Annotated in this window: 24 protein-coding genes; 10 read left to right on the top strand and 14 right to left on the bottom strand. The window is 62.3% G+C overall.

Annotated elements, in window-relative coordinates; all coding sequences use genetic code 11:
- Positions 1 to 717 precede the first annotated feature (717 nt).
- A complete protein-coding gene (locus ACKAMS_RS29960) occupies positions 718 to 1,473 on the top strand; it encodes a hypothetical protein (RefSeq protein WP_003946434.1) in 756 nt (251 codons plus the stop codon).
- 37 nt (positions 1,474 to 1,510) lie between these two features.
- Entirely contained in the window at positions 1,511 to 1,999 is a 489-nt protein-coding gene (locus ACKAMS_RS29955) for a HEPN domain-containing protein (protein ID WP_003946436.1), read from the top strand.
- Positions 2,000 to 2,187: 188 nt separating this feature from the next.
- On the opposite strand, the gene ACKAMS_RS29950 is transcribed toward ACKAMS_RS29955, so the two are convergent.
- The 13 genes from ACKAMS_RS29950 to ACKAMS_RS29890 form a co-directional block, all read right to left on the bottom strand.
- Positions 2,188 to 2,649 (bottom strand): DUF5956 family protein, encoded by a 462-nt coding sequence (locus ACKAMS_RS29950; RefSeq protein ID WP_003946439.1) that lies wholly within the window; start codon positions 2,647 to 2,649, stop codon positions 2,188 to 2,190.
- 72 nt (positions 2,650 to 2,721) lie between these two features.
- Entirely contained in the window at positions 2,722 to 3,432 is a 711-nt protein-coding gene (locus ACKAMS_RS29945) for a hypothetical protein (RefSeq protein ID WP_003946437.1), read from the bottom strand.
- A 57-nt stretch (positions 3,433 to 3,489) separates the two neighbouring features.
- Positions 3,490 to 4,446: a hypothetical protein gene (locus ACKAMS_RS29940; protein WP_147343839.1), complete on the bottom strand. Its 957-nt coding sequence runs from the start codon at positions 4,444 to 4,446 to the stop codon at positions 3,490 to 3,492.
- 1,317 nt (positions 4,447 to 5,763) lie between these two features.
- Positions 5,764 to 6,381 carry a hypothetical protein gene (locus ACKAMS_RS29935; protein ID WP_003946082.1) on the bottom strand — a complete coding sequence of 206 codons (618 nt, stop codon included), beginning with the start codon at positions 6,379 to 6,381 and terminating at the stop codon, positions 5,764 to 5,766.
- A gap of 142 nt (positions 6,382 to 6,523) precedes the next feature.
- Complete coding sequence (locus ACKAMS_RS29930; protein ID WP_003946089.1) at positions 6,524 to 6,691, bottom strand: hypothetical protein; 168 nt, start codon at positions 6,689 to 6,691, stop codon at positions 6,524 to 6,526.
- A 95-nt stretch (positions 6,692 to 6,786) separates the two neighbouring features.
- Positions 6,787 to 7,386, bottom strand: coding sequence for a hypothetical protein (locus ACKAMS_RS29925; protein ID WP_003946084.1), 600 nt, complete (start codon positions 7,384 to 7,386; stop codon positions 6,787 to 6,789).
- Positions 7,387 to 7,617: 231 nt separating this feature from the next.
- The gene (locus tag ACKAMS_RS29920) at positions 7,618 to 8,649 is read right to left on the bottom strand and encodes a magnesium and cobalt transport protein CorA (RefSeq protein WP_003946088.1); all 1,032 of its coding nucleotides are present in this window, start codon (positions 8,647 to 8,649) and stop codon (positions 7,618 to 7,620) included.
- Between the two features lie 106 nt (positions 8,650 to 8,755).
- A complete protein-coding gene (locus ACKAMS_RS29915; protein WP_003946081.1) occupies positions 8,756 to 9,037 on the bottom strand; it encodes a hypothetical protein in 282 nt (93 codons plus the stop codon).
- 5 nt (positions 9,038 to 9,042) lie between these two features.
- Positions 9,043 to 9,243, bottom strand: a complete 201-nt coding sequence (locus ACKAMS_RS29910) for a three-helix bundle dimerization domain-containing protein (protein ID WP_003946083.1) — start codon at positions 9,241 to 9,243, stop codon at positions 9,043 to 9,045.
- Positions 9,244 to 9,320: 77 nt separating this feature from the next.
- A complete protein-coding gene (locus ACKAMS_RS29905; protein ID WP_003946087.1) occupies positions 9,321 to 9,557 on the bottom strand; it encodes a hypothetical protein in 237 nt (78 codons plus the stop codon).
- 91 nt (positions 9,558 to 9,648) lie between these two features.
- Entirely contained in the window at positions 9,649 to 10,170 is a 522-nt protein-coding gene (locus ACKAMS_RS29900) for a PaaI family thioesterase (RefSeq protein ID WP_231915899.1), read from the bottom strand.
- On the bottom strand, positions 10,088 to 10,684 hold the full coding sequence (locus ACKAMS_RS29895) for a universal stress protein (protein WP_003946090.1): 597 nt from the start codon (positions 10,682 to 10,684) through the stop codon (positions 10,088 to 10,090). The genes ACKAMS_RS29900 and ACKAMS_RS29895 overlap by 83 nt, the downstream gene beginning before the upstream one ends.
- A gap of 13 nt (positions 10,685 to 10,697) precedes the next feature.
- On the bottom strand, positions 10,698 to 12,221 hold the full coding sequence (locus ACKAMS_RS29890; RefSeq protein ID WP_019750069.1) for an MFS transporter: 1,524 nt from the start codon (positions 12,219 to 12,221) through the stop codon (positions 10,698 to 10,700).
- A 188-nt stretch (positions 12,222 to 12,409) separates the two neighbouring features.
- Here ACKAMS_RS29890 and ACKAMS_RS29885 point away from each other — a divergent pair, with 188 nt between their 5' ends.
- Positions 12,410 to 12,634 (top strand): hypothetical protein, encoded by a 225-nt coding sequence (locus ACKAMS_RS29885; RefSeq protein WP_230544131.1) that lies wholly within the window; start codon positions 12,410 to 12,412, stop codon positions 12,632 to 12,634.
- A 289-nt stretch (positions 12,635 to 12,923) separates the two neighbouring features.
- Here ACKAMS_RS29885 and ACKAMS_RS29880 read toward each other — a convergent pair whose 3' ends face one another.
- The gene (locus ACKAMS_RS29880; protein WP_003942428.1) at positions 12,924 to 13,925 is read right to left on the bottom strand and encodes an AraC family transcriptional regulator; all 1,002 of its coding nucleotides are present in this window, start codon (positions 13,923 to 13,925) and stop codon (positions 12,924 to 12,926) included.
- A 127-nt stretch (positions 13,926 to 14,052) separates the two neighbouring features.
- Between ACKAMS_RS29880 and ACKAMS_RS29875 the strand changes: the two genes are divergently transcribed.
- From ACKAMS_RS29875 to ACKAMS_RS29845, 7 genes are all read left to right on the top strand, one after another.
- A complete protein-coding gene (locus tag ACKAMS_RS29875; protein WP_003942421.1) occupies positions 14,053 to 14,373 on the top strand; it encodes a 2Fe-2S iron-sulfur cluster-binding protein in 321 nt (106 codons plus the stop codon).
- A 24-nt stretch (positions 14,374 to 14,397) separates the two neighbouring features.
- The gene (locus tag ACKAMS_RS29870; protein ID WP_003942426.1) at positions 14,398 to 15,786 is read left to right on the top strand and encodes a cytochrome P450; all 1,389 of its coding nucleotides are present in this window, start codon (positions 14,398 to 14,400) and stop codon (positions 15,784 to 15,786) included.
- On the top strand, positions 15,783 to 16,985 hold the full coding sequence (locus ACKAMS_RS29865; protein ID WP_003942429.1) for an NAD(P)/FAD-dependent oxidoreductase: 1,203 nt from the start codon (positions 15,783 to 15,785) through the stop codon (positions 16,983 to 16,985). The genes ACKAMS_RS29870 and ACKAMS_RS29865 overlap by 4 nt, the downstream gene beginning before the upstream one ends.
- Before the next feature lie 67 nt (positions 16,986 to 17,052).
- The gene (locus tag ACKAMS_RS29860; RefSeq protein ID WP_019750067.1) at positions 17,053 to 18,516 is read left to right on the top strand and encodes a cytochrome P450; all 1,464 of its coding nucleotides are present in this window, start codon (positions 17,053 to 17,055) and stop codon (positions 18,514 to 18,516) included.
- Positions 18,513 to 19,238 carry a transglutaminase family protein gene (locus ACKAMS_RS29855; protein ID WP_003942420.1) on the top strand — a complete coding sequence of 242 codons (726 nt, stop codon included), beginning with the start codon at positions 18,513 to 18,515 and terminating at the stop codon, positions 19,236 to 19,238. The genes ACKAMS_RS29860 and ACKAMS_RS29855 overlap by 4 nt, the downstream gene beginning before the upstream one ends.
- A complete protein-coding gene (locus ACKAMS_RS29850; RefSeq protein ID WP_003942430.1) occupies positions 19,235 to 20,764 on the top strand; it encodes an aldehyde dehydrogenase family protein in 1,530 nt (509 codons plus the stop codon). The genes ACKAMS_RS29855 and ACKAMS_RS29850 overlap by 4 nt, the downstream gene beginning before the upstream one ends.
- A complete protein-coding gene (locus tag ACKAMS_RS29845; protein ID WP_003942425.1) occupies positions 20,761 to 21,597 on the top strand; it encodes an SDR family oxidoreductase in 837 nt (278 codons plus the stop codon). Before ACKAMS_RS29850 ends, ACKAMS_RS29845 begins: the two co-directional genes overlap by 4 nt.
- Position 21,598: the final 1 nt, after the last annotated feature.

Here is a 21,598-nt window from a genome sequence, read left to right as displayed (position 1 = left end):
CCGCGGCGCTCCTCCCGACGCTTCGCGTCGGGAGACGGAAGCGAGTCGCTGCGCTCCCCGCCAGGGAGCCGCTGCGCGGCTCGCAGTGGGTCGAGTGCCGTTGCCGTCGATCGAGTCGCTTCGCTCCTCTGAATTCCGAAACTTGTTTCTCACCAATCGAATTCATCGCAACGTCTGAACCGGTACCCGACACCCGAACGAGGCTGGGGAGGAGGGGAAGGGTCACGAAAAGCGCCCCGTCTCGCGTCCACTGCCTCGCCATCATCATGCTCCCAATCATACACCCCCACCCGCCAAACCGCAAAACAACCCGAAATCCAGAAACACCGAAATATTCCCCACTGCAACAACATTCGACGCTAACGAAACCATCACCGTGCACAACCCGCGAAACCAACCCAACACCAACCGAATACCGAAACCTACTGACACACAATAACATTCAAAAACACCCAAAAAACGAGCCCTAGCAACACCCCCACACCACCCGCCGGCCCCAGCGGCCCCCCGCCGGCACCCAAAACGCCGGCGCACCACACACCCCCAACAACCACCCCCGGGGACATGTCATCACCGCAGGTCAAACCCTAAAACACCAACACCGAACCCACCCACACCAACCAAACACCCCCACACCGACATCCCCCATCCCAGACTCCGGAGGCCATCCGCATGTCGTCGCGCCGTCAACCGGCCGGACGACCTTAGCCTTAGCTCATGGCGACGACAGAGCAACTCCACGGACAATGGTGGGTACCCGACTCGAACGGCCCTTCTCGCACCGTGCCGGGCGTTCTCACGCTCAGTGATTCCACAGAGCCGCGACTCGACTTGCACGGCGATTTGTACGATATTCACGAGCTGGGATTTCGCACTGTCCATGGCAATTCCGGTGGGCGCGCGGTGTCCCTGTTCGAGACGTACATCGATTCGGAAAAGGGTGGATTCACAAATGGCCAGAAGTACACCGACCAAACGATAAAGCTGTCAGGGCTCGTCATCGGAGACTCCCACGTCAACGACGCCGACGAACTCGCATTCACCGAGTCCGTCATCGAACTGGACTACCTCACCTACTGGGCCCGTGGCGTCAAGATCGCCGTATCCCACCCTGAAAAGTCCAACGAGCCCTATATTTTCACTATCCCGGTCAGCGCGCCCCTCTCGGGAAAATACGGCAACGTCGAGGTCACGGTTTCCACGTCCAGCCATTACGCATCCGGCGGTCAATTCTCCCGCGGTGGTATGTCCATTCCTGCACACTTTCGGACAGCATTTCGAGTGACCAGCGCCGAACCCCTTTCGATCAACGCCCACATCGAAATCTCTCGGCGGCTGGCAGACCTGATCACGCTGGCGATGCATCGGCCCGCCCACGTACGGCGCATCAAGTTCTCCCGCAATCCCACAAGCGCATCGGCAGTTCGACTGGTGGAGCTCGGACCTGATCAGCGAGGACACCGACCTCGATGATTCGGGCACGACGCTTATCAACTTCACACTCGACGATGTGGATCTGCCGACCCTCCTCGAAGGCTGGCACGAACTGCACCAGAAGGCGAACTACGGGACGCTGTCCGTCATCGCACTTCAACGCGAATCGAGTATGTACTACGAAACCAAGCTACTTGGACTGTGCGGCGCAATCGAGGCACTGCACAAGGGTTTTCACCCAAAATCTCTCGACTACCGCGAACGCTGCGTCGCCCTCGCACAGATCCCTCCACCGGCCGCGGTACGTCAGGTCATTCCCGACATCGAGGTATGGGCTAAGAACATCAAAAATGCTCGGAACCATCTCGCACACGGCGACGAACCTCACAAGCGCAAAATGTCCGAAACCGTCTGGTACAACCTCTATGAACCTGGGGTCGCCCTGCTGGTGCTCGTCGCGATGACCAAACTCGGCGTCCCGGAGCGGACACAGTTGAAATCGCTCAGACAAGGCGCATTGAAGCGCGCAGTCCTCGGCGCTAGGGCGTCCCGTCCTGGACCATGAACGCTACGGCAACGCCCTGTCCCCTAGCTCTGAGAGACCCGACCGGCCGAACCTGTACCGCGCCAGAGGGCTGGTTTCAGAACATCCGGCGCGCATTTAGGCCCTTTGACATGGCTAAACGACACGTCCCCCATGCGAAAAAATACGTGACATCTACAGCCCGGCGGGGCCAGCATCTGCCAGCAGATTCAATCGGCCAGAAGCCTGTTGTACGTAGCGGTGATAATCGTCAACGCTTCGACTTCGTCCGGCGCTGAATTCTTGGCGCGAAGTTCGTCCGCAAGCTCCGCCGCATCCTTGATTCGACTGGGCACTCGTACATACCAGTCGAAACCGCTGGGGAACTTCGCGATTCCCGCCAGCTGAAGGCCGAAATTGACGAACTCATCGATCGTTCTTTGATCGTCGTCGGTGAACTCCTCGAAGTGACTCTCTCGCTGGCCAGTCCGCGGGTTTGTGTGAGTGACCTTGACCGGGGGGCGAGCCGAGATCGGGACGGCAACACGGAAAGCGCGGGCCGGTCCTGCCGCCCACACGGTCATCAGATCGTGGCTGGTCATTGCGACTCGCACATAGTGCCCACCCTCGACGGTATCCGGCAGACTGCTCGGCTCGTGGGAGACCGGGAAATCGCTCCACTGCTGGCTCATCAGTAGGACCTCCTGACATCACCTCGACGGCACACACCATCAGAGTGTGTGCCGCCGAGGTGAGCTTGTCGACTACCCGATCTGGAATTGGCCGATTGTCTCGCCCTCTCGCGAAAGAAGCGGCACAATTCTCGTGGTCGCGGTATCGGTGGACGGTTGCGCCGTCAGATCACTGGCACGGACGAATCCGGCTTGCAGGTCGGATCCGATAGCACTGACCAAGTCAGGCAGCTCAGCGTCGCTTTGAACGTTCAGCGCGTCCCCGTAACTCTCGCCCCTTGCGTTGACTCCGCTCTCGCCCGCCGTGAGAGCTGGCTGGCGCTGAAGAGCTGAGGGCGCAGGGAACTGGAGCGGATCGGTCGGGAACGTGACGTATTCGTTGATGGCGCCGTTCGACTGGTTGAGAACTGCTACGAATCCGTGACTGTTGTAAAAGCCTGCACCGCAGTCCCTTTGCGTGCTGGCAACTTGGGAGTTGGAGATGAGGGCATTGAACCGGTAATCGGTGGCACTGCACAGGGCGCCCTCGCGGAACAGCCGCGCCTTCGCTCCCATGATGCCCGGGGAGACCACGTTGGCGAACGAGGTGTAGATCCGACTGCTCGCGATGGGCACTCCCCCGTTGTCGATAGTCGAGGTGTGGAGGAAGATCGTGCCGTTGACCGGTGGAGTGGGTCCGATCCAACCGGTGCGCACCTCCGCTTGAGCTGGGGACGCACCTACCAGTGCAAGAACAGCTGCTGCGGCGATCGCTCCTGGAATGATTTTTCGTAGAGATGTCATACCTTTGTCCTTTGCTTGGTTGTCAGGCAGAGACATTGACGTGCAGGGGGTTTCGGATCAGCGATTGAAATAGCAGACTCGGTTTTGGGTGGGGCAGATAAATCGTTCGCTCTGTGGCCCAGGACCCCATACTGAAGCCGTTGTCGGGATCGACCAGACATAGTCGTAGCCGGATGGCTGAAACTGCATACGCCCTTCGATGAAGTACGTGCCGGCATCGACGATGTTCGACCCTTGAGCTGGTCCGTAGTTGAATCTGGGGCTCGCCTCCGAGACAGTGAACGGTGATCCCATGTAGTTGATTCCGCAACTCGTATCCAGGATCGGTCCGGGAACCACTTCACGGCAATGGGCGTCGTGCCGAATGAAATTCAGCGAAGGTCCTTCGTCATGGATCACTGTTGTAGTGATTCGTGTGGACCGTCCGTTCAAATTCAAATGAACGATCCAATCGAAGGTTCCCACCACACCGTCTTCGTCGCCGTAGATCATGTTGCTCTTCGCTTCCGACTGGTACTGGGCGATTTCCCTGATGCATGGGGAACTCGAATCCGGTTCACACCAGAGGTCGTAGTCAGGATCATCATTTAGCCGTGACTGCGGATTCGGAGGTGGCACCGGCTCCACAAGGTCAGGGCGAGGGACGACCGGAAGCACCTCCTGGCCGTCGGGAGTAATCAACATCGCTCCGTTGCAGACCCAGTTGGAGATGTTGCGCTCGAGCGCAGTATTGACACACTGCTGCCCAGCACCGGGAACTTGCATCATTTCCGGAGGAAGATCAGTCGAGGGATATTCCTCTACAGCGGGCGACTCAGGGGCAGGTTGGTCGAGTGTGTCTGGCGAGGCGCCGGCCACAGGTGCAACAGCCAGGGATAGCACCATGAGTACGACCGAGACCAGTGTGCGACGTTTCCACAAATTCGTTTTGACCACGCGGAGTACCTCCAGTGAGGTGCAGCAGCTCAGCGAAATGGCTGCCTGCGAAATTGACCGGTTAGCTAAGGCCAGCAAGTGATTCCGTGTGAGACTAACCGACCGCGCGGTTTCAAGCTAGGGCTTCACTGGAAAAATTTCGAGAGAGAACCCCTTTGGCGATTACATCAAAGATGTTTTGCCGCAATGGAAAACAGATCCCGGACCGGGTTTCCCCTCAGGATTGAGCTGGTTTGCCGCTATGTTGTTGAGGGTGAGGAGTTTTCGACAGAATCGAGTGTGCGCCTCTCGCGCGAGGAGAGTATTGAACTGGCTCGGGCTGTGACGACAGCGCCTATTGCGCCGCCGTGTACCCGATCCGCTTCCCGTGTCGCGCACACCGAACTTCTGCGGGCCGATGGATCGGGTGGAGCGACGGTGTTTGTCGAACTCGACGGTTGTGGGCGTGTGTATCTCGATGGCTATCGCACGTTGGTCCCTGATCAGGTGGCGATCCTGTCTCGATGAAGTTGGGTGCCGTCGGTATCTACAGCCGCGCATCCGACGAGGTGGGCGCGCACCGGGGTCCTGGGGGTCAACGAGGCATCGGATCCGCCTTGTTTCAGACGAGAAGGCTTGCTTAGTGCAGAGAACTGAGGAGCGCCCACGCATAGAGCTTTTTGGCATGGTGCCTTCGAGGCGGAGTCCTCCGGCGAGTACGCGCAGAGGGAGCTTGTCGGGGCGCGTGGCGTTCTTCGCCAAGGGCAGGGCGCGGTTCGTTTCGACGATGACCGGCTGGGGCTGTGGGAGTAGTGGGCGCAGGGTCGGGGTCAGTGGCCACGGCTCCTGCCAGCCGTTGAAGTCCGGGGCGGTCATAGCGCCTGCGGAAGTGGAAGCGGAGCCGATTGTTCGGGAGCGTGGGCCGTCCACCCCACTGCCCGGGCTGTGGGGCTCAGATCGAACCTGCCGGACCGGGGCGTATCCCCCGGCCCACTTGACCTCGATATCGACGGAGAAGCCTGTGATGCGGCCATAGCCCTGCCCGATCCCCGTGTAATTGGTGACGTGGGAGTCGATGCGGATATCCGCACCGTCCCATCGCCCTTCGGTGACCACCAGGCAGGAACCTTTGCTGCGTGCACGGGCGACCACCGCGCGCGCTCTGGTCGGCGGAACGGCGGCACCGGCCAGCCCGAGGACAACTAAGTCCATTCCGTCGAGCAGGATCGCTGCACATTCTCTTGGGGTACAGCGCCGTCTCAGATATTTGGGAACACGGTCGTTGCAGCTCAAAGGCTTTCACCGCGAACCTAGCAGATTGCAACAGGTGTCGCGCAGTAGAAACAACAGCCACCGGCCCCAGAACCGCGAGCGGCGCTATTTCTCAAGTCCTTTCATGGCGAACGAACAGTTGAGCTAGTCGCGCCAGATCGCTGTGAACTCGTACCAGGGGCCGCCGAGATGCGTTGCAGAGAAGTGGCCGAACCCAGAAAGTGTCCCGCTGGGTGAGTACACCCACCCCCGCGTCGTGGTGAACATGCTGCCGTTGTCGATGAAATAGACCTCATCAGGAGGTACGACACGGGTGCGACGAATATCGAACGAGCCGATCTCCAACTGTTCGGCAACAGTTCCCGCATTCTTGAGGAGGTCGAGTGCGATGGTCTCGAATTCTCCGCTCTTGTCGAGGAAAGACACCTGAGGCACCAACATCACCACAGCGACCGCGGCGGTGACGACGAGCGGCGCAGGCAGGATCCACCACGACCAGCGCCGGTCCTGACCCACGACGTACAGCGTGCGGATCGCCCACACCAACCCCACCATCACCAGAATGACCAACGCCGCAGCAGAAACGAGCAAAGGATCCAACCATCGGAAACCCCCGAACGGGGAAGGCCACCACCCGTAATGCCTACACATCAACACAAGAACCGGAACAACAGTGAACGCAAGAAGAATCGGCCCCGGAGGCTTCGACGATGCAGGCGGATCAGCTGCTACCCATTCACCCAACGACCTCAGCTTTCGCATCGCCTCACCGTATCGCTATGTAGAAGGGCGGACCTCAGCGATGCCACCCTCGGACCGACCCAGAGCGCTGCGGGCATCCATCGCGCCCGCGGTCGATCCCCTCGTTGTTTTTCAAGTTGTTTCCCCAATGTTCTCCGCGCACTCATTTCAAGCGGCGGATGTTGATCTCCAACAGGATCACCAATATCAGTGTCACAGCCGAAGCAATCAACAACGGTGTGCGGACATACTCGCTCTCCGACCACACGGAAACAGCCACCACGACAATGAGCACGAACAAAGCCAACACCGAGATCTGAAGATTTCGCATTTCCCCTCACATTGGTAGACGAGCACATTTCGCACGCTGCGCCACGCGTTACAAGACCCAGCTGCGTTGAGATCTCATAGGTCCAGACAAGACCTCTAGGTGCCCTGCTCGAAGGAAAACCAGTTCTCAGCAACGGGTTTGAGCCGGCGGAACCGATCCAAATTCGGAGTGCAATTCGCTGTGTACAACCACCCCACGACCTCAGTGGGGGTGCTCCGCCTGCTATCGACGAAGTACACACAGTTGTCCACCCGGATGAAGACAGTGGAGAATTCGTAACCGTCGATCTCGGTGGGGCCGAGATGCTCGGTACCGTCACGCAGCATCGAGTCCGCAAGCTCCGCCATCTCTGGATTGGCTCGATCGAAAGCGCGATCCGTTGGCGTTTGCACCGTGAAGAACACGAGAGCAGTCGCTACCACGACCAGAGGGGCAGGTCCCATCCGCCACGACAGGCGCTGCTCCCGTTTCCAGAAACCGTAGGACCGGACAACCCAGAACACCCCGATGGCAAGGAGTCCCAGGAGCGCGAAACATACCGTGGCGGGTTCGAGGAAAATGACTGCGGCTGTGGGGTACTGCCACCAGTCGTAGCGGACTCCCGCAATTATCGCGAGAAAGGGCACGGCAGCGAGGGCGGTGCCCAGCGCAGGCGGACGCACTAGTCGAGCATCATTGCCGGCGCTACCGAACACCTGTCCCCCTCCTTCTTCGATCCCCGATCGTCGATCGCCTGCACACCCACCATTCACGGACGGTTGAGACTAACGGAATCGATCTGCGTAACAGTGGTTTCGACCTGACCTGCTGCGCAATCCCGCCCGGCAACAGCGTGGTCGCGCGGAGGCAGGGCGGTTCGGTCGTTCACCTCCGTTCGGTTCGAGGAGTTCCGGCCGCAGCCGGCCAAGACCTTCAGATGCTGGCCTTTACAGCCAGCGTTTTCGGCGGAACAAGGTGAACAACGACACCGCGCCGGTCACCGCGATGATCCACCACAGCAGGTACCCGTATCGCCATCGCAGTTCCGGCATGTCCTGAAAGTTCATGCCGTAGATCCCGGCGAACGCAGTCACGAACGCCGCCACCGACGCCCACGCGGTGATCTTGCGCAAATCGGTGTTCTGCTGAACATTGACCCGAGCAAGAGTCGCAGCGACGAGAGAGCTGATGACATCGTCGAACTCGACGATCCGTTCCGCCACCGCGGCGTGGTGTTCGGCGACATCACGCAGATGCCGGTGTACGTCCTTGGGAATCGGCTCCGGCAACGCAGTGGCGGCAGCGAGCGTGGACAGCGCCGCAGCGAGGGGGTTGACCGAACGCCGTAATTCGAGCACTTCGCGTTTGACGAGGTAGATCTGCTCGATAGGGGTGTGACGATCGGGGCTGAGCAGTTCCACTTCCAAAGTGTCGATATCGACGTCGACCGATCCGACCACTCCCAGGTAACCGTCGACGATCCGGTCGATCACCGCGTGCAGGACAGCCCACGGCCCGATTTGCAGGTGTTCCGGCGATCCTTCGAGTTCGGCGCGCACGCCCGCCAACGCGGTATGCGCGCCGTGCCGGACGGTGACGATGAAATCCGACCCGACAGCAGCGAGAATCTCACCGGTTTCGACGATGTCGTCGGCGGTGCGGATCGAGGTCGGTGAAAGGTAGTGGGCCGTGCGCATCACCAACACGGTCACCTTGTCGTATTGTTCGAGTTTGGGGCGTTGATGCGCGTGCACCGAGTCCTCGGCGACCAATTCGTGCAGGCCGTACGTCTGGGCGATTGCCGTCATCTGCTCGAAGGTCGGTGCGAACAACCCGAGCCACACGAACCCCGAACCCCGACGCCGAACCTCATCCAACGCACTCTCCGGTGTGTGAGTGCCGGGGAGTCGCACCCCGTCGACATAGACGGCGCAGTCGACCACAGCAGCGGCAGCACTCGATGGTGGTTGTCGATCCATCCCCGCAGCTCACCGTCCCTGTGCTTCCCTGCCCATGCAGAAGAGGGCGACTCAGGATAGCGGCTGACCGCGCACCGAACGCGATCAGCGCTGCGACGGAAACCGATCAGCTGCGGAAAGAATGTGCGGCAGGCACTTCCGCGGGCACATTGGCGGTAGGAAACCGGCGTGTCAGTTGCTCGACAAGAGCGTGCACCCGATGAAGGTCCTTACGCAGAGCCGCCGCATCGGTGCGCGCCGCCGACGCCAACTCAGGTGCGACCGGGCGCGTACCCCGCACCAGGCGCAGCGCGGATTCGATCCGCTCCGACAACTCGTCGATCTCCGAATTCAACAGAGCCAGAAACACTCTCGCCTGCGCAATATCGGACTCTTCGGCCGCGGACACGGCCTTTATGAAGCGACCAGCGAGGAAAGTTTCTCCCCCGCCATGCGCTCGACGAGCAGAGGAACGAAATCACGCACCTTGTCGTCGAAATGAGCATGAGCAGACGCCACAGCGTCCGCCACGACATCAGCCGAGATCGACGGATACTTCGCAGACAACCTACTCACCGCATGAGCGATCAGACGCTCTTCCTCTTCGGTCTTCATCTGTAAATACTGCGCCCCACCTGCCCATAGTTCAACACGAGAGACGACTATCGGCCGCGGCGACAATCAGCACGTAGTCACGCTCTGCTGCCACGAGTCGAACCCGACCGGCCGAGTTCGCCCCACACCGGCAAACGGGTGCGCGGAACCGGGATGCGATCCTCACGCAATCTCTCACCCTGAAACCATGAGCACCGTCCCGTCGTCGTGACCGAACACGGCCGCAACGCCGCGTTCTGCGACCTGATGGCGCGCGCCGCAGCTTCCGCGGAGGGCTCGGCCTTTTTCTTCGTCATATCTTCCAATGTCGTCATCACGGCACCTCCCTCGCTGAGCGTTTACTCAGCGGCTCGGGCCGAAACACCGAATAAGAAACAGTCCCCGCGGATCGGCTAGAGGGACACGTCAGGGACTGTCCATCTGAGGGCCTTGTTGGTCTTCGTGTGTAGTGGGCGCGGTCGCCGCCGAGGCGTTGTGTCGGGGGGTCAGGAAGTGGTCGATGTCGACGATGAGGAACAGTGCGGTGGCGGTAGTGACCACGTGGGCGTGGTTGTTTTCGATGGTGGCTCGCAGGTGTAGTTTGCGGCCTGCTCGGGAGTGGATGTGAGAGCGGAGGGTGTAGGGGGTGTCGAGCAGGACCGGGGCGAGGTAGTCGATAGCGAGGTGGCGGGTGACGGCGAGCTCTCCCACGGTGTAGAGCAGAAACCCGAACAAGTCGTCGAGGACGGTGGCGACCGCGCCCCCGTGGGCAATCGCTGGGGCGCCGACATGGCGGGAATCGAAGCTGTGGTGGGCGTAGACGCCGTGTGCGTCGCGTCGGACGCGCAACTGGTGGCCGTGAGGGTTAGCCGGTCCGCAACCAAGGCAGTGGGGGTGGTGAGGCGGCAGGTCGACGTGTTCGGGCGGCGCCACAGCGAAGGTACGGATCCAGTCCTCGGCCTCGAAAGGTTCGGGGCCGGCGGTCTCGGGTGTGTTGGTGTTGGGTGTGTGCTCGGTCATGGACGCCTTCCGTAGGTGTCCTCACCATTAGCAATGAGGATGTCGCAGTGGGCTTTGTGGGCAAGCTCGGCCGGCGAGGTAATAGTAGCCGGGCCAGTGGTGACCGGTGGGGGTTCGCGGTGACGATGAGGTCGTCGGCGGTCGGGCCGGCTAGGTGAAACAGTGCGCGGACGGTGGGCTCGGGCAGGATGCGAGTTTCGATGTCGACGGCGCCGTGGGCGATCGCATGTTGGTGCGCGGTGCGCAGGATGGCGTCGGTGGGTGTGGTACCTCGCAGCCGGTCGACGTCAGTACCGAGTGCGCGTTCGTCGATGTCGTGACGGGCGCAGATGATCAGGAGTCGGGCGTGGGTGACGTGAGCCAGCTCGGCGGCGTGGTCGACCACGCGGTAGGAGTAGTCGGATCCGTCGGTGTCGACGAGGATCGTGCGATAGGCCGTCATGATGGGGCCTCTTTCACGAGAAGGGGGTGTTCGAGCGGGGAGGGGTGTTCGTGTGAGTGCGTGACGCGCGGGAGCGGCGGGTGGTGGGGCCGGGAGAGAGGACTGCCAGCACGATCGCCCCGGCGGCGGTGAGGGCGGCCAGCGTGAGCGCGGCCTGGCTGCTGCCGTGCACGAACGCTGCCTTGGCGAACTCGGCCAGCGGTTGGGCCGCCGGTCCGGCCTGGTCAGCGACCTGCAGAGCAGCGGCCAGGGAATCGGCGACCGGGCCGCGGGCGGGCTCGGGAAGCTGGGGCAGAGCGGGCTGGATGTGGTGGGTATAGCCTGCGGCGAGCACGCTGCCAGCCACGGCGATCCCGATCGCGGCGCCGATCTCGCGGGCAGCGTCGTTGACCGCGGCGGCGACCCCCTGTTTGGCCGCAGGGGTGTCGGCGACGATGGCGTAGGTCGCCGGGGCGGTGCACAATCCCAGACCCGCGCTCATGATCAGCAGCGGCCACAGCAGGCCGGGATAGTCCGCGGCCACGGTCAACCGGCTTACCAGCACCAGTCCGGCAGCGATGGCAAGCAGTCCTGAGACGGTCATCACTTTCAACCCGACGAGGCTCGACAACCACGGTGCGATTACCGAGATCACGACCAGCGGCACCACCATCGGCGCCAACGCCAGTGCCGAGGCCAGCGGCCCATAGCCGAGGATCAGCTGCAGGTACTGCACCAACAGCAGGAACACTCCGAAGGTAACCAGGAACTGGATGGTCACCGACAGCGAGCCGGCCCCGAAACCGCGGCGGGCGAACAACCGCACGTCCAGCAGTGGCGCAGAAGACCGCAGCTCTACGATCACAAACACCACCGCTGCCAGGAGACCGACCCCGGCGATAGCGGCGACGAGCTGGTCGGCCCAGCCCCGCGCGGGAACCTCGATCGCGGCGAACACGATCGCCGCGATCGCGACGGCCACCACCGCCGCACCCACCCAGTCCACCGGGGGATGCTCGCTCTCTCGGGACTCGGCGATAGTGCACGCCAACCCCGCCAGCACCACCCCCGCCACGGTCAACCCGACGAACACCGAAGGCCATGACCACCGCTCGAGCAGTACCCCGGCGCCGAGGATGCCCAGCACTGCCCCTGACCCCGCAACTCCGGCCCACACCCCCACCGCCCGGCCACGATGGGCAGCGGCGAACCCCGCGGTCAGGATCGACAGCGTCGAAGGCATCACCAGCGCCGCGCCCACCCCGGCCAGCGCGCGCGCTGCGATCAGCCACACCGGGTCGGCCAGCAGCAGCGGCAGCGCCGACGCGACCGAGAACACCGCCAGCCCCGTGACCAGCACACCGCGACGCCCGTAACGGTCACCGATTGCTCCGGCAGGCAGCACAAGACACGCCAGCACCAGCGTGTAACCGTCGACGATCCAGGTCAACTGGGCTTGCGTCGCCCCGGTCTCGACCGCGATCTGCGGCAACGCCGAGTACAACGCCGCCATGGCCGCGACCACCAGCGCCACCGCCAGGCACGACACCGTCAGCATCCACCACTCGGCCCTGGTCCACCGGTCGATCTCAACAGCGCCCGTCCCAGGTGTGTCCACCGGCGCCTCCCAACTCAAAGACCAACAGTCTCGGTACGAGACCATTCGTATCATAGTGGTGGGGGCTCGGGATAGAGTCGACACATACGCCCAGGGCTGAACGAGACGAATCGGAGGAGCGCGCTCCCATGACCGCCCCGGACCACGCCACGACCGACTCACTCACCGCAGTCGACGAGCAGGCCGATCCGCGGCTAGCACGCTCACGCAACCGGTTACTCGACGCGGCCGCGCCCAACTTCGGGGGTGTCTTGACGTGCCCAAGCAGGCGTTCTCGAACAAAGGTGGTCGGCTGGCGCTCCGGCCCGCGGCCACAACTGCCGCAGCACCTGCCTTCAATCCGGAAAATCTAGGTTCCCATGCGGAGCTGTCACTTCCGAGAAAGATGATCATGCCCGAGCACATGCCCATGCCCACACAGCAGGCATAACCCCTCGCTTTGGCTGCAAAGTGCCCACGTCGACGCGGATTCCACCACTGATCACGCCGTTGCGGTGACCCCGAGACTCAGGAAGATCCTGTCGGACCGAAATCTTGGTCGGCCCCTGGAGTACCACTGATCTCATGCACTGGGAACGGCCCCACACTGATTTACCGCATCCGCCAGCCCCCTCAACCCGCCGGAGACCGGGCGGCTCAGCGTCATGGATGCCGGAACTCGTTCGGAGAACGGCCGGTCCATCGCTTGAAGGCGTGTGAGAAGTTGGTGAGGTCACTGTATCCGAGCTCCGTGGCGACCTCAGTCACCGACATTGATCGGTCGAGTAGCCGCAGCATCGCACGCTCGCGCAGGAATGACTGGCGCAACTCGCGGAAAGTGGTCCCCTCTTCGGAGAGGCGCCGCTTGAGTGTGCTGACGGATATCGACAACTCGCGTGCGACCCAGTGGATACTCCCCTGTGCGGGCTCCTTCTCCAGCAGCCGTCTCGTCTTCTCCGAAAACGACGTGGTCCTGCCCCGCTGGTCGAGAGTTCGCTGCAGATCGCCGATGGCGAGTCGGTATGTGAGGGGATCGGAGAACCGGCAAACCTCGTTAAGCGTGTCCGCGGGAACATGAAGGAAGGACATCGGAGCGCCGAAAAACAGGCGCCCGGCTATTAAGTCCTCATGATTGGACAGGAGGGGCGGCACCGGCCAACTCAAGTGGAGTGTGACGGTAGGCATGTCGCCGGCGAGCATGTCAAGCAGTCGCAGTAGCGCCGACCCGCAGTAGGCGACGACCAGGCAGTCCAGGGCCGGATCGCTTGTGTGTGCGGTGAACCCGATGGTGAGGCCGTGGTCACTTGGATGGAACTGTGGACTGAGAGCTGTCGAGATCAACGGCAGATAGGTGAGCAACTCCACGATCTCGGCTACCGAGCCTGCGCTGACCAGCGGAGAACTCAACGGGCCGAAGGACGTCAACTGGGCCTGTTCAGCGAACGCAAAGCCGAGCAGTGTTGCCTGGTCGACGTCGAGTTCGGGGTAGACCTCCCGAAACCACCGTATGGGGGCCTGAACGTCGCGCTGAATCAGCGTCGCCTCGTCGGTTCCTTCGCGAGACATGATGTTGCGAAGCCGCGCGACGGCGTCTGGGTCGAATGCTTGGCGCTCGAGCAATTGCACGAACAGGAGCGGGGGCACACCCTCGTCATCGAGGATCATTGGTTCACCAGATCCCTTTGAGCCGAATTCACAAGTTTTTGACTCCGCAGAACATAGCCGTAGCGGTCATCCCCGACGACACTTTGATCAAGTTCCCAAGGCGAGGACAACGTATCAGGAGTTGGTTATGGCAGTTGTCACCTTTGTCTCACACGACGGCAAGAAGCACGAGGTCCCTTTCCAAGAAGGACAGTCGCTGATGCAGGTCGCGACCAACAATGCAGTGCCCGGCATCGACGGCGACTGCGGAGGCGAGGCCGCGTGCGGCACCTGCCATGTGATCGTCGATCCGCAGTGGTCCGAGGAGGTGGGCCTCTCCGGCTCCGACGAGGAGGAGATGCTCGCGATGAACCCTGAGCGTCAACCGACCTCTCGACTGTCCTGCCAGATTCCGGTCTCCGAGGCGTGGGACGGCCTGACCGTCCTAATGCCTGAGTTTCAGATGTGACGACGAGAGAGACGATAAGACGCAATGAAGTTTTCTGAGGCAATCGCCGCTAAGGTTCAGTCGACTATCCCGATGGAGCGGCAGATCCAGGGCGCACAACTGTACGACAAGACGCGGCGATGGGTGACCGGAGCGAACGGAGAGAGGCTTTTCATCGAGAGCCCCATCCCTCCTGTGGAGGACGTCGAACTCGCCGACATCGACCTCAGCAACCCTTTCCTCTATCGCCAGGGGCGCTGGCAGTCGTACTTCGAGCGCGTACGCAACGAGGCTCCGGTCCACTACCAGCCTAACAGTCCGTTCGGGCCGTTCTGGTCCGTCACAAGGCATGCCGACATCATGGCCGTCGACAAGAACCACGAGGTCTTCTCCGCCGAGCCGTTGATCGTCATCGGGGTTCCACCTCGTTTTCTTGATATCGAGATGTTCATAGCGATGGATCCGCCACGACACGACGCGCAGCGGGCCGCTGTCCAAGGCGTGGTCGCACCGAAGAACCTGCGTGAGATGGAGGGTCTGATTCGATCGCGCGTCCAGGAGGTGCTGGACAACCTGCCCGTGGATCAGCCGTTCGACTGGGTCCAGAACGTCTCGGTCGAGTTGACCGCTCGGATGCTTGCGACCCTCCTGGACTTTCCCTACGAGCAGCGCCGCAAGCTCGCTTACTGGTCTGATCTCGCATCCTCGATGGAGCAAGCCAACGGCGGCCCCTCGGACAATGACGAGGTGTTCCGCGGCATGCGCGACATGGCGCGAGGTCTCAGCACTCTCTGGCGCGACAAGGCTGCCCGGACAGCTGCCGGGGAGGAACCCGGATTCGACTTGATCACCCTGTTGCAGAGCAACGAAGACACCAAGGATCTGATCGACCGACCGATGGAGTTCCTGGGCAACCTTGTGTTGCTGATCGTCGGAGGCAACGACACGACGCGGAACTCGATGAGCGGCGGTGTTCTCGCGTTGAACCGGTTCCCTGACCAGTTCGAGAAGCTGAAGGCGAACCCTGACCTGATCCCCAATATGGTCTCGGAGATCATTCGGTGGCAAACACCGTTGGCCTACATGCGCCGGATCGCCAAGGCCGACACCGTGCTGAACGGGCAGTTCATCCGCAAGGGCGACAAGGTAGTGATGTGGTACGCCTCAGGCAACCGTGATGAGCGGATGTTCGATCGGCCCGACGACTTCATCATCGACCGGGCCAACGCTCGCAACCACATCTCCTTCGGCTTCGGTGTCCACCGCTGCATGGGCAACCGACTGGCGGAATTACAGCTGCGGATTCTCTGGGAAGAGTTGCTTTCTCGCTTCGAAAAGATCGAGGTCGTCGGCGAGCCCGAGTATGTGCAGTCCAACTTTGTCAGGGGCATCAGCAAGATGATGGTCCGTCTCACCCCGAAATCCGACGTATGACCTTACATCGGGCCCTCGTCGTCGGGGCCAGCCATGCCGGAGCCCAACTCGCGGCCAGTCTTCGACAGGAAGGGTGGACCGGCGAGATCGTTCTCATCGGCGATGAGTCGACGTTGCCCTACCAACGCCCTCCTTTGTCGAAGGCGTACCTGGCCGGGAAGAGCACACTCGACGAGCTTGCGATCCGCAATGCCGATTTCTATAGCAAGCAGGGAATCCAAGTCCTGAATGCGACGGTGGAGGCGATCGACCGCTCGGGTGGTCATCTCTCACTGAGTACCGGCGGCGCACTAGCTTACGACCAGCTTGCGCTGTGCACTGGCGCCCGCCCTCGGCGACTCCCCACCCCGGGAGCCAACTTGGCCGGAGTCTACTACTTACGCACAGTCGCAGACGTCGAGATGATCCGAGTGGCCGCCCACGCAGGACGTCGGGCAGTGATCATCGGCGGCGGTTACATCGGACTGGAGACGGCTGCCTCGTTGCGTGCACTGGGGCTGGAGGTCACCGTGCTCGAGGCGACTGGGCGCGTCCTTGAGCGGGTCACTGCCCCCGAAGTATCAGCGTTCTTCGACCGTATTCACCGGCAGGAGGGCGTGAAAATCCGGACGGGTGTGCTGGTCGAGGTTCTGTCCGGCGAGGACAGGGTCCGTGAAGTAGTTCTGTCCGGTGGCGAGTCAATTCCCGCTGACCTCGTCATTGTCGGCATCGGCGTTGAGCCGAACACCGATCTTGCCGCCGCCGCAGGTCTGGTCATTGATAACGGCGTCGTGATCGACGACCAGGCCCGGACCAGCGACCCCGACATCGTGGCCGCCGGGGATTGCGCAAGCCACAGCATGGCTCGCTACAGCCGCCCTCTACGCCTGGAGTCTGTGCCGAGCGCGCACGAGCAAGCCAAGGTCGCTGCCGCGACGGTGTGTGGGAAGTCCAAGAAGATAGCGGCGCTTCCATGGTTCTGGTCGGATCAATATGATCTCAAGCTCCAGATCGCCGGTCTGAACACCGGTTACGACGAAGTCATCCTCAGCGGAGACCCGACCCGAGACCGCGACTTCACCTGCTTCTACCTCCGTGAGGGAGAGCTTATTGGCGCCGACTGCATCAACCGCCCCCGTGACTTCATGTTCAGCAAGCGGGTAATCACGCAGCAACTCCCCATCGACCGAACTGAACTGGCGCTTGCCAGCTCCGCCTGAGATGACGGGTCTTCGGGCGATGGGTACGAAATGGTGAGTGCGGGCTGCGTTTCGGAAAGGAACACAAGTGACGAACATTATCCATCTCCCGCTGGCGAAGGGTCGTGAGCGACTCTCGTCGGTCCTCATGGTGCCACTGCCGAGTCGGGTCGACGCGGCCCTGCTCGGGGCCAGTGACCGGTGGCCTGTCCGAGAGCTCGCCCCGCCCCCGGCGGGGTCAGGCCTCAAACCGGTCTTAGGGACCGCTGGCATGCCTCTGCTCGGTCACACCCTGGACTACATCCGGTTCGGATCTAACTTCTCCCGGGCCAGGTACCAGCGGCTAGGACCTGTGTCGTGGATGGGCGCCTTCGGCACGAAAATAGTGGCGGTTGCCGGACCGGATGCCATACAGGAGGTGCTGACCACCAAGGCGAAGTCGTTCTCCCAGGACGGGTGGACCTATCTCATCGATGCCTTTTTTCATCGGGGCCTGATGTTGATGAGCTTCGACGAACACAGGATGCATCGGCGGATCATGCAGGAGGCGTTCACCCGCGACCGACTCGCCGGCTACGTCGACCAGCTCGGCCCGACGCTGGAGGCCAGCATCCCAGGGTGGACAGCGGGACAATCCACCACGCGCATCTACCCGCTGCTGAAGGCACTAACTCTCGACGTCGCCACGAAGGTCTTCATGGCAGGTCGGGGGGGTAGCGAGGATACCGATGCCATCAACGACGCCTTCGTGGCCACCGTGCGTGCGGCCAGCTCGATCATCCGTTTCCCGTTACCGGGGACTCGTTGGCGAGCGGGAGTCCGTGGGCGCGCGCTCTTGGAGGACTACTTCACCCGGCACCTGCCGGCGGCTCGAAGTGGCCAAGGAGGCGACCTCTTTGCGGGGCTGTGCCATGCGCGCACGGCCGACGGTGAGGCGTTCACCGATGAGGACGTCGTTAGCCACATGATCTTCTTGATGATGGCGGCCCACGACACATCGACCATCACCACCACCGCTGCCGCCTACTTCCTCGCCAAGCACCCGGCCTGGCAGGAACGGGCGCGGGCCGAGTCCGACCGACTCGGTGGACGCCGCCCGGACATCGACGACCTGGACTCACTGGAGACTCTCGACCTGGTGATCAAGGAGACACTCCGTCTGGTGGCGCCCGTGCCCATCGTGATGCGCAAGACGGTCGAAGACGTGGATATCGCCGGCCACCACATCCCGGCGGACACCCTGGTGGCCGTGGCTCCGTCGGTGAACCACTTCGACGAGTCGTGCTGGACCGACCCCGACACCTTTGACCCTGACCGCTTCAGCGAACCGCGGCGTGAGGACCAGAATCACCGCCTCGGGTGGATCCCCTTCGGAGGAGGGGTACACAAGTGCATCGGTCTGCACTTCGGCACCCTCGAAGTCAAGGCGATTCTGCACCACATGCTACGCACCTACACCTGGACGGTCCCCGATCAGTATGAAGCGAGGTGGGACAACACCTCGCTCCCCATTCCGGTCGACGGGTTGCCGATAACTCTGGAGCGCAGATGAATAAGGCACCGCTGGCGCACTCGTGGGCGACCGACTTCCTCGACATCGAGCACGAGTCCGTCCGGGCGTTCACCGCCGCCGCGGTTGGGGATGCGGGCACCGACCGGGACAAGGCGAAGCGCCTCTTCGCCGCCGTCCGCGACCAGATCCGGTACGACCCCTACACGGTGTCGGACGATCCCGCCCATTATCGAGCAAGCTTCGTCCTCGAGACCGGGCGCGCCTATTGCGTCCCGAAGGCGGTGCTCTTGACCGCGGTGTGCCGTGCGGCAGGGATTCCGGCGCTACTGGGGTTTGCCGACGTCCGAAATCATTTGCAGACCGAAGCGTTGCGAGCGCTCATGGGCGGCACGGACCTGTTCGTCTATCACGGCTACAGCCATCTCTACGTCAACGGCCGGTGGATGAAGGCGACCCCGGCGTTCAACACCGAGTTGTGTGCCCGTTTCGGGGTGCCGCCGGTGGATTTCGATGGCGAGCACGACGCCCTCCTGCACGCCTTCGCCGCCGACGGAGCCCTGCACATGGAGTATGTCCGCGAGCGCGGCGTCTTCGACGACCTGCCTTTGAACACGATCTTGACCGAGCTTCGGCATACCTATGGACAGCGAATCTTTGAGCGCACCCACGTGATCGCTGACGCTTTCACCGACACACCCGACAGATGCACCCAGCCCGACGGGATCGCCCGCGGGCTCCACTCACTCCCGGAGGCCCGATGAGCACGGCGACCACAGCGGATGCCCTGGACGTACGCAACCCCGCCGACGGCCGGCTGGTCGCAACCGTCCCCATCGATACCCGCGAGACCGTGAACAGCATCGCGGCCGATCTCCGCCGCGCTCAGCTCGGGTGGGCTCAGGCAAGCCCGCGGCAACGCTCCCGATGGTTGCATCGCTGGCGAGACTGGATCCTGGCTCACACCGACGAACTCACCGATCTGCTGCAAGCCGAAACAGGCAAGGTGCGCCCCGACGCCCTGGTTGAGACGACAGCATCGTGCGAGTTCATCACCTACTACGCAAACCATGCCGAGAAGTTTCTCGCTGACGAGCAAGTCCGATCCGCAGGTCTGCTAAGTCTGCCGAAACGGTTGTCCAAGACCTACCACCCGTACCCGGTTGTCGGGCTCATCACACCGTGGAACTTCCCGATCACCCTCTTCCTCATGGATGCAGCTCCTGCGCTGGCTGCCGGATGCGCAGTCCTGGCGAAGTCCTCGGAAGAGACGCCACTGACCTGTGCACGAGTCGTCGAGGGCTGGCACGAGATCGGCGCCCCACCAGTTTTGGCGCATGTTGTGGGTGCTAGCGAAGCAGGTGCTGCGGTCGTGGACGCCGCTGACTTCGTTCAGTTCACGGGCTCGACAGCCACCGGGAGGACAATCGCGATCCGCTGTGCCGAGCAATTGAAGCCTGTGAGCTTGGAGTTAGGTGGTAAAGATCCGGCGATCGTGCTGGAGGATGCCGACCTTGCTCGTGCTGTGGAGGGGATCGCGTGGGGCGGTCTGTTCAACGCGGGGCAGGTCTGCATCTCAGTCGAGCGGGTGTATGTGGTCTCTGAGATCTACGACGAGTTCGTGGCCCGGCTGGCTCAACGAGTACGGTCACTTACCCAAGGTGCCGCGGCAGGTGACGACGTAGGTGCGATGGTCACGGCGAGACAGGTCGAGATAGCCGATCGCCACGTCAGCCAGGCAGTGGCGGCAGGTGCGCAGGTACTGGCCGGCGGAACCCTAAGCGCGGTCGGGAACTACTACGCTCCAACCGTTGTGGTCGGCGTCGACCACACAATGGCCTGCATGACCGAGGAGACCTTCGGCCCCACGATCCCTGTGATGCGTGTCGCGGACGAGGACGAGGCCATCCACCTGGCTAACGACTCGGCGTTCGGCTTGTCTGCCACAGTGTGGACCCGCGACCATGCTCGTGCGCGGCGTATCGCACAACGTCTGGACGCGGGTGCAGTCAACATCAACGACGTCTTCAGCAACCTCTTCGCCACCACACTGCCGCACAGTGGATGGAAGGCCTCAGGTATCGGTGCGCGACTAGGCGGCGCCTACGGACTTCACAAATACTGCCGGGTCCAGTCCGTGACCGAGCCGCGGATCCCTGTCCTGACACGAGAACTCACGTGGTACCCGTACACCTCCCGACGTACGGCCATCGCCGAAAAAGTATTGCGTGCAGCAGCCGGTCGCGGTCTACGACAACGCCTCGGCCTGAACAAGGAGCACAGCAAGTGACGACACACAATCCCCATACCGCCGCGAAAACAGTGGCGATCACCGGGGGAGCCCGCGGCATCGGCTACCAGACCGCGAAGGAGCTGATCCGACGAGGTCACCGCGTGGCCATCGGCGACATCGACGAGGCACGTGCTAAGGAGACCGCCGCCGAACTGGGGGTTAAGGTTGTCACCCGCCTCGATGTCACCGACCCTGACTCGTTCAAAGACTTTCTCGACCTAGTCGAGGGAGACCTCGGCCCCCTCGACGTGCTGATCAACAACGCGGGCATCATGCCCACCGGGCACACCCACGAGGAAGACGACGCGGTGACCCGGCGGCAGGTCGAGATCAACGTCCTGGGAGTCATCTTTGGGACCAAACTCGCCCTTCAACGGATGCTCCCTCGTCGTACTGGACACATCATCAACACCGCATCACTGGCCGGCGAGCTCGCCGTCCCCGGTCTGGCGACCTACTGCGGCACCAAATTCGCGGTCATCGGATTCACGGAGGCGGCGCGACTGGAATACCGCAAGTCAGGCGTGCGGCTGTCCACAGTGCGGCCCACGTTCACCAACACCGAACTCGTTGCTGGGACAGCAGGAGCCAAGGGACTGCGCAATGCAGAGCCCGAGGAAATCGCTCGAGTGACAGGCGAACTGATCGAGAAACCGCGGCCCTTCGTGCGCGTCACTCGCCTCGCAGGGAGCATGGTCGCAGCGATGAAGTTCGTCCCCGAACGGCTCGCCACCAGGCTCGGATCGGCCCTGGACACAGACTCTGTATTCCTCGACGACGTGGACATGGGGGCACGTCAGGCCTACCTGGACAGAATTCGGAACAACTGAC

Origin of the sequence: Rhodococcus sp. 5A-K4 (assembly GCF_046097995.1) — a bacterium.
GTDB lineage: Bacteria > Actinomycetota > Actinomycetes > Mycobacteriales > Mycobacteriaceae > Rhodococcus_F > Rhodococcus_F erythropolis.
This window is presented reverse-complemented; position numbering and strand designations above follow the sequence as displayed.

What these genes read in the sequence shown, in the direction of transcription:
- ACKAMS_RS29920 (WP_003946088.1), bottom strand. Translation starts at nt 8,649, where the DNA reads ATGGATCGACAACCACCATCGAGTGCTGCCGCTGCTGTGGTCGACTGC.
- ACKAMS_RS29855 (WP_003942420.1), top strand. Translation starts at nt 18,513, where the DNA reads ATGAATAAGGCACCGCTGGCGCACTCGTGGGCGACCGACTTCCTCGAC.
- ACKAMS_RS29875 (WP_003942421.1), top strand. Translation starts at nt 14,053, where the DNA reads ATGGCAGTTGTCACCTTTGTCTCACACGACGGCAAGAAGCACGAGGTC.
- ACKAMS_RS29885 (WP_230544131.1), top strand. Translation starts at nt 12,410, where the DNA reads ATGACCGCCCCGGACCACGCCACGACCGACTCACTCACCGCAGTCGAC.
- ACKAMS_RS29930 (WP_003946089.1), bottom strand. Translation starts at nt 6,691, where the DNA reads ATGCGAAATCTTCAGATCTCGGTGTTGGCTTTGTTCGTGCTCATTGTC.
- ACKAMS_RS29850 (WP_003942430.1), top strand. Translation starts at nt 19,235, where the DNA reads ATGAGCACGGCGACCACAGCGGATGCCCTGGACGTACGCAACCCCGCC.
- ACKAMS_RS29910 (WP_003946083.1), bottom strand. Translation starts at nt 9,243, where the DNA reads ATGAAGACCGAAGAGGAAGAGCGTCTGATCGCTCATGCGGTGAGTAGG.
- ACKAMS_RS29870 (WP_003942426.1), top strand. Translation starts at nt 14,398, where the DNA reads ATGAAGTTTTCTGAGGCAATCGCCGCTAAGGTTCAGTCGACTATCCCG.
- ACKAMS_RS29935 (WP_003946082.1), bottom strand. Translation starts at nt 6,381, where the DNA reads ATGCGAAAGCTGAGGTCGTTGGGTGAATGGGTAGCAGCTGATCCGCCT.
- ACKAMS_RS29880 (WP_003942428.1), bottom strand. Translation starts at nt 13,925, where the DNA reads ATGATCCTCGATGACGAGGGTGTGCCCCCGCTCCTGTTCGTGCAATTG.
- ACKAMS_RS29950 (WP_003946439.1), bottom strand. Translation starts at nt 2,649, where the DNA reads ATGAGCCAGCAGTGGAGCGATTTCCCGGTCTCCCACGAGCCGAGCAGT.
- ACKAMS_RS29960 (WP_003946434.1), top strand. Translation starts at nt 718, where the DNA reads ATGGCGACGACAGAGCAACTCCACGGACAATGGTGGGTACCCGACTCG.
- ACKAMS_RS29905 (WP_003946087.1), bottom strand. Translation starts at nt 9,557, where the DNA reads ATGACGACATTGGAAGATATGACGAAGAAAAAGGCCGAGCCCTCCGCG.
- ACKAMS_RS29945 (WP_003946437.1), bottom strand. Translation starts at nt 3,432, where the DNA reads ATGACATCTCTACGAAAAATCATTCCAGGAGCGATCGCCGCAGCAGCT.
- ACKAMS_RS29890 (WP_019750069.1), bottom strand. Translation starts at nt 12,221, where the DNA reads ATGCTGACGGTGTCGTGCCTGGCGGTGGCGCTGGTGGTCGCGGCCATG.
- ACKAMS_RS29895 (WP_003946090.1), bottom strand. Translation starts at nt 10,684, where the DNA reads ATGACGGCCTATCGCACGATCCTCGTCGACACCGACGGATCCGACTAC.
- ACKAMS_RS29865 (WP_003942429.1), top strand. Translation starts at nt 15,783, where the DNA reads ATGACCTTACATCGGGCCCTCGTCGTCGGGGCCAGCCATGCCGGAGCC.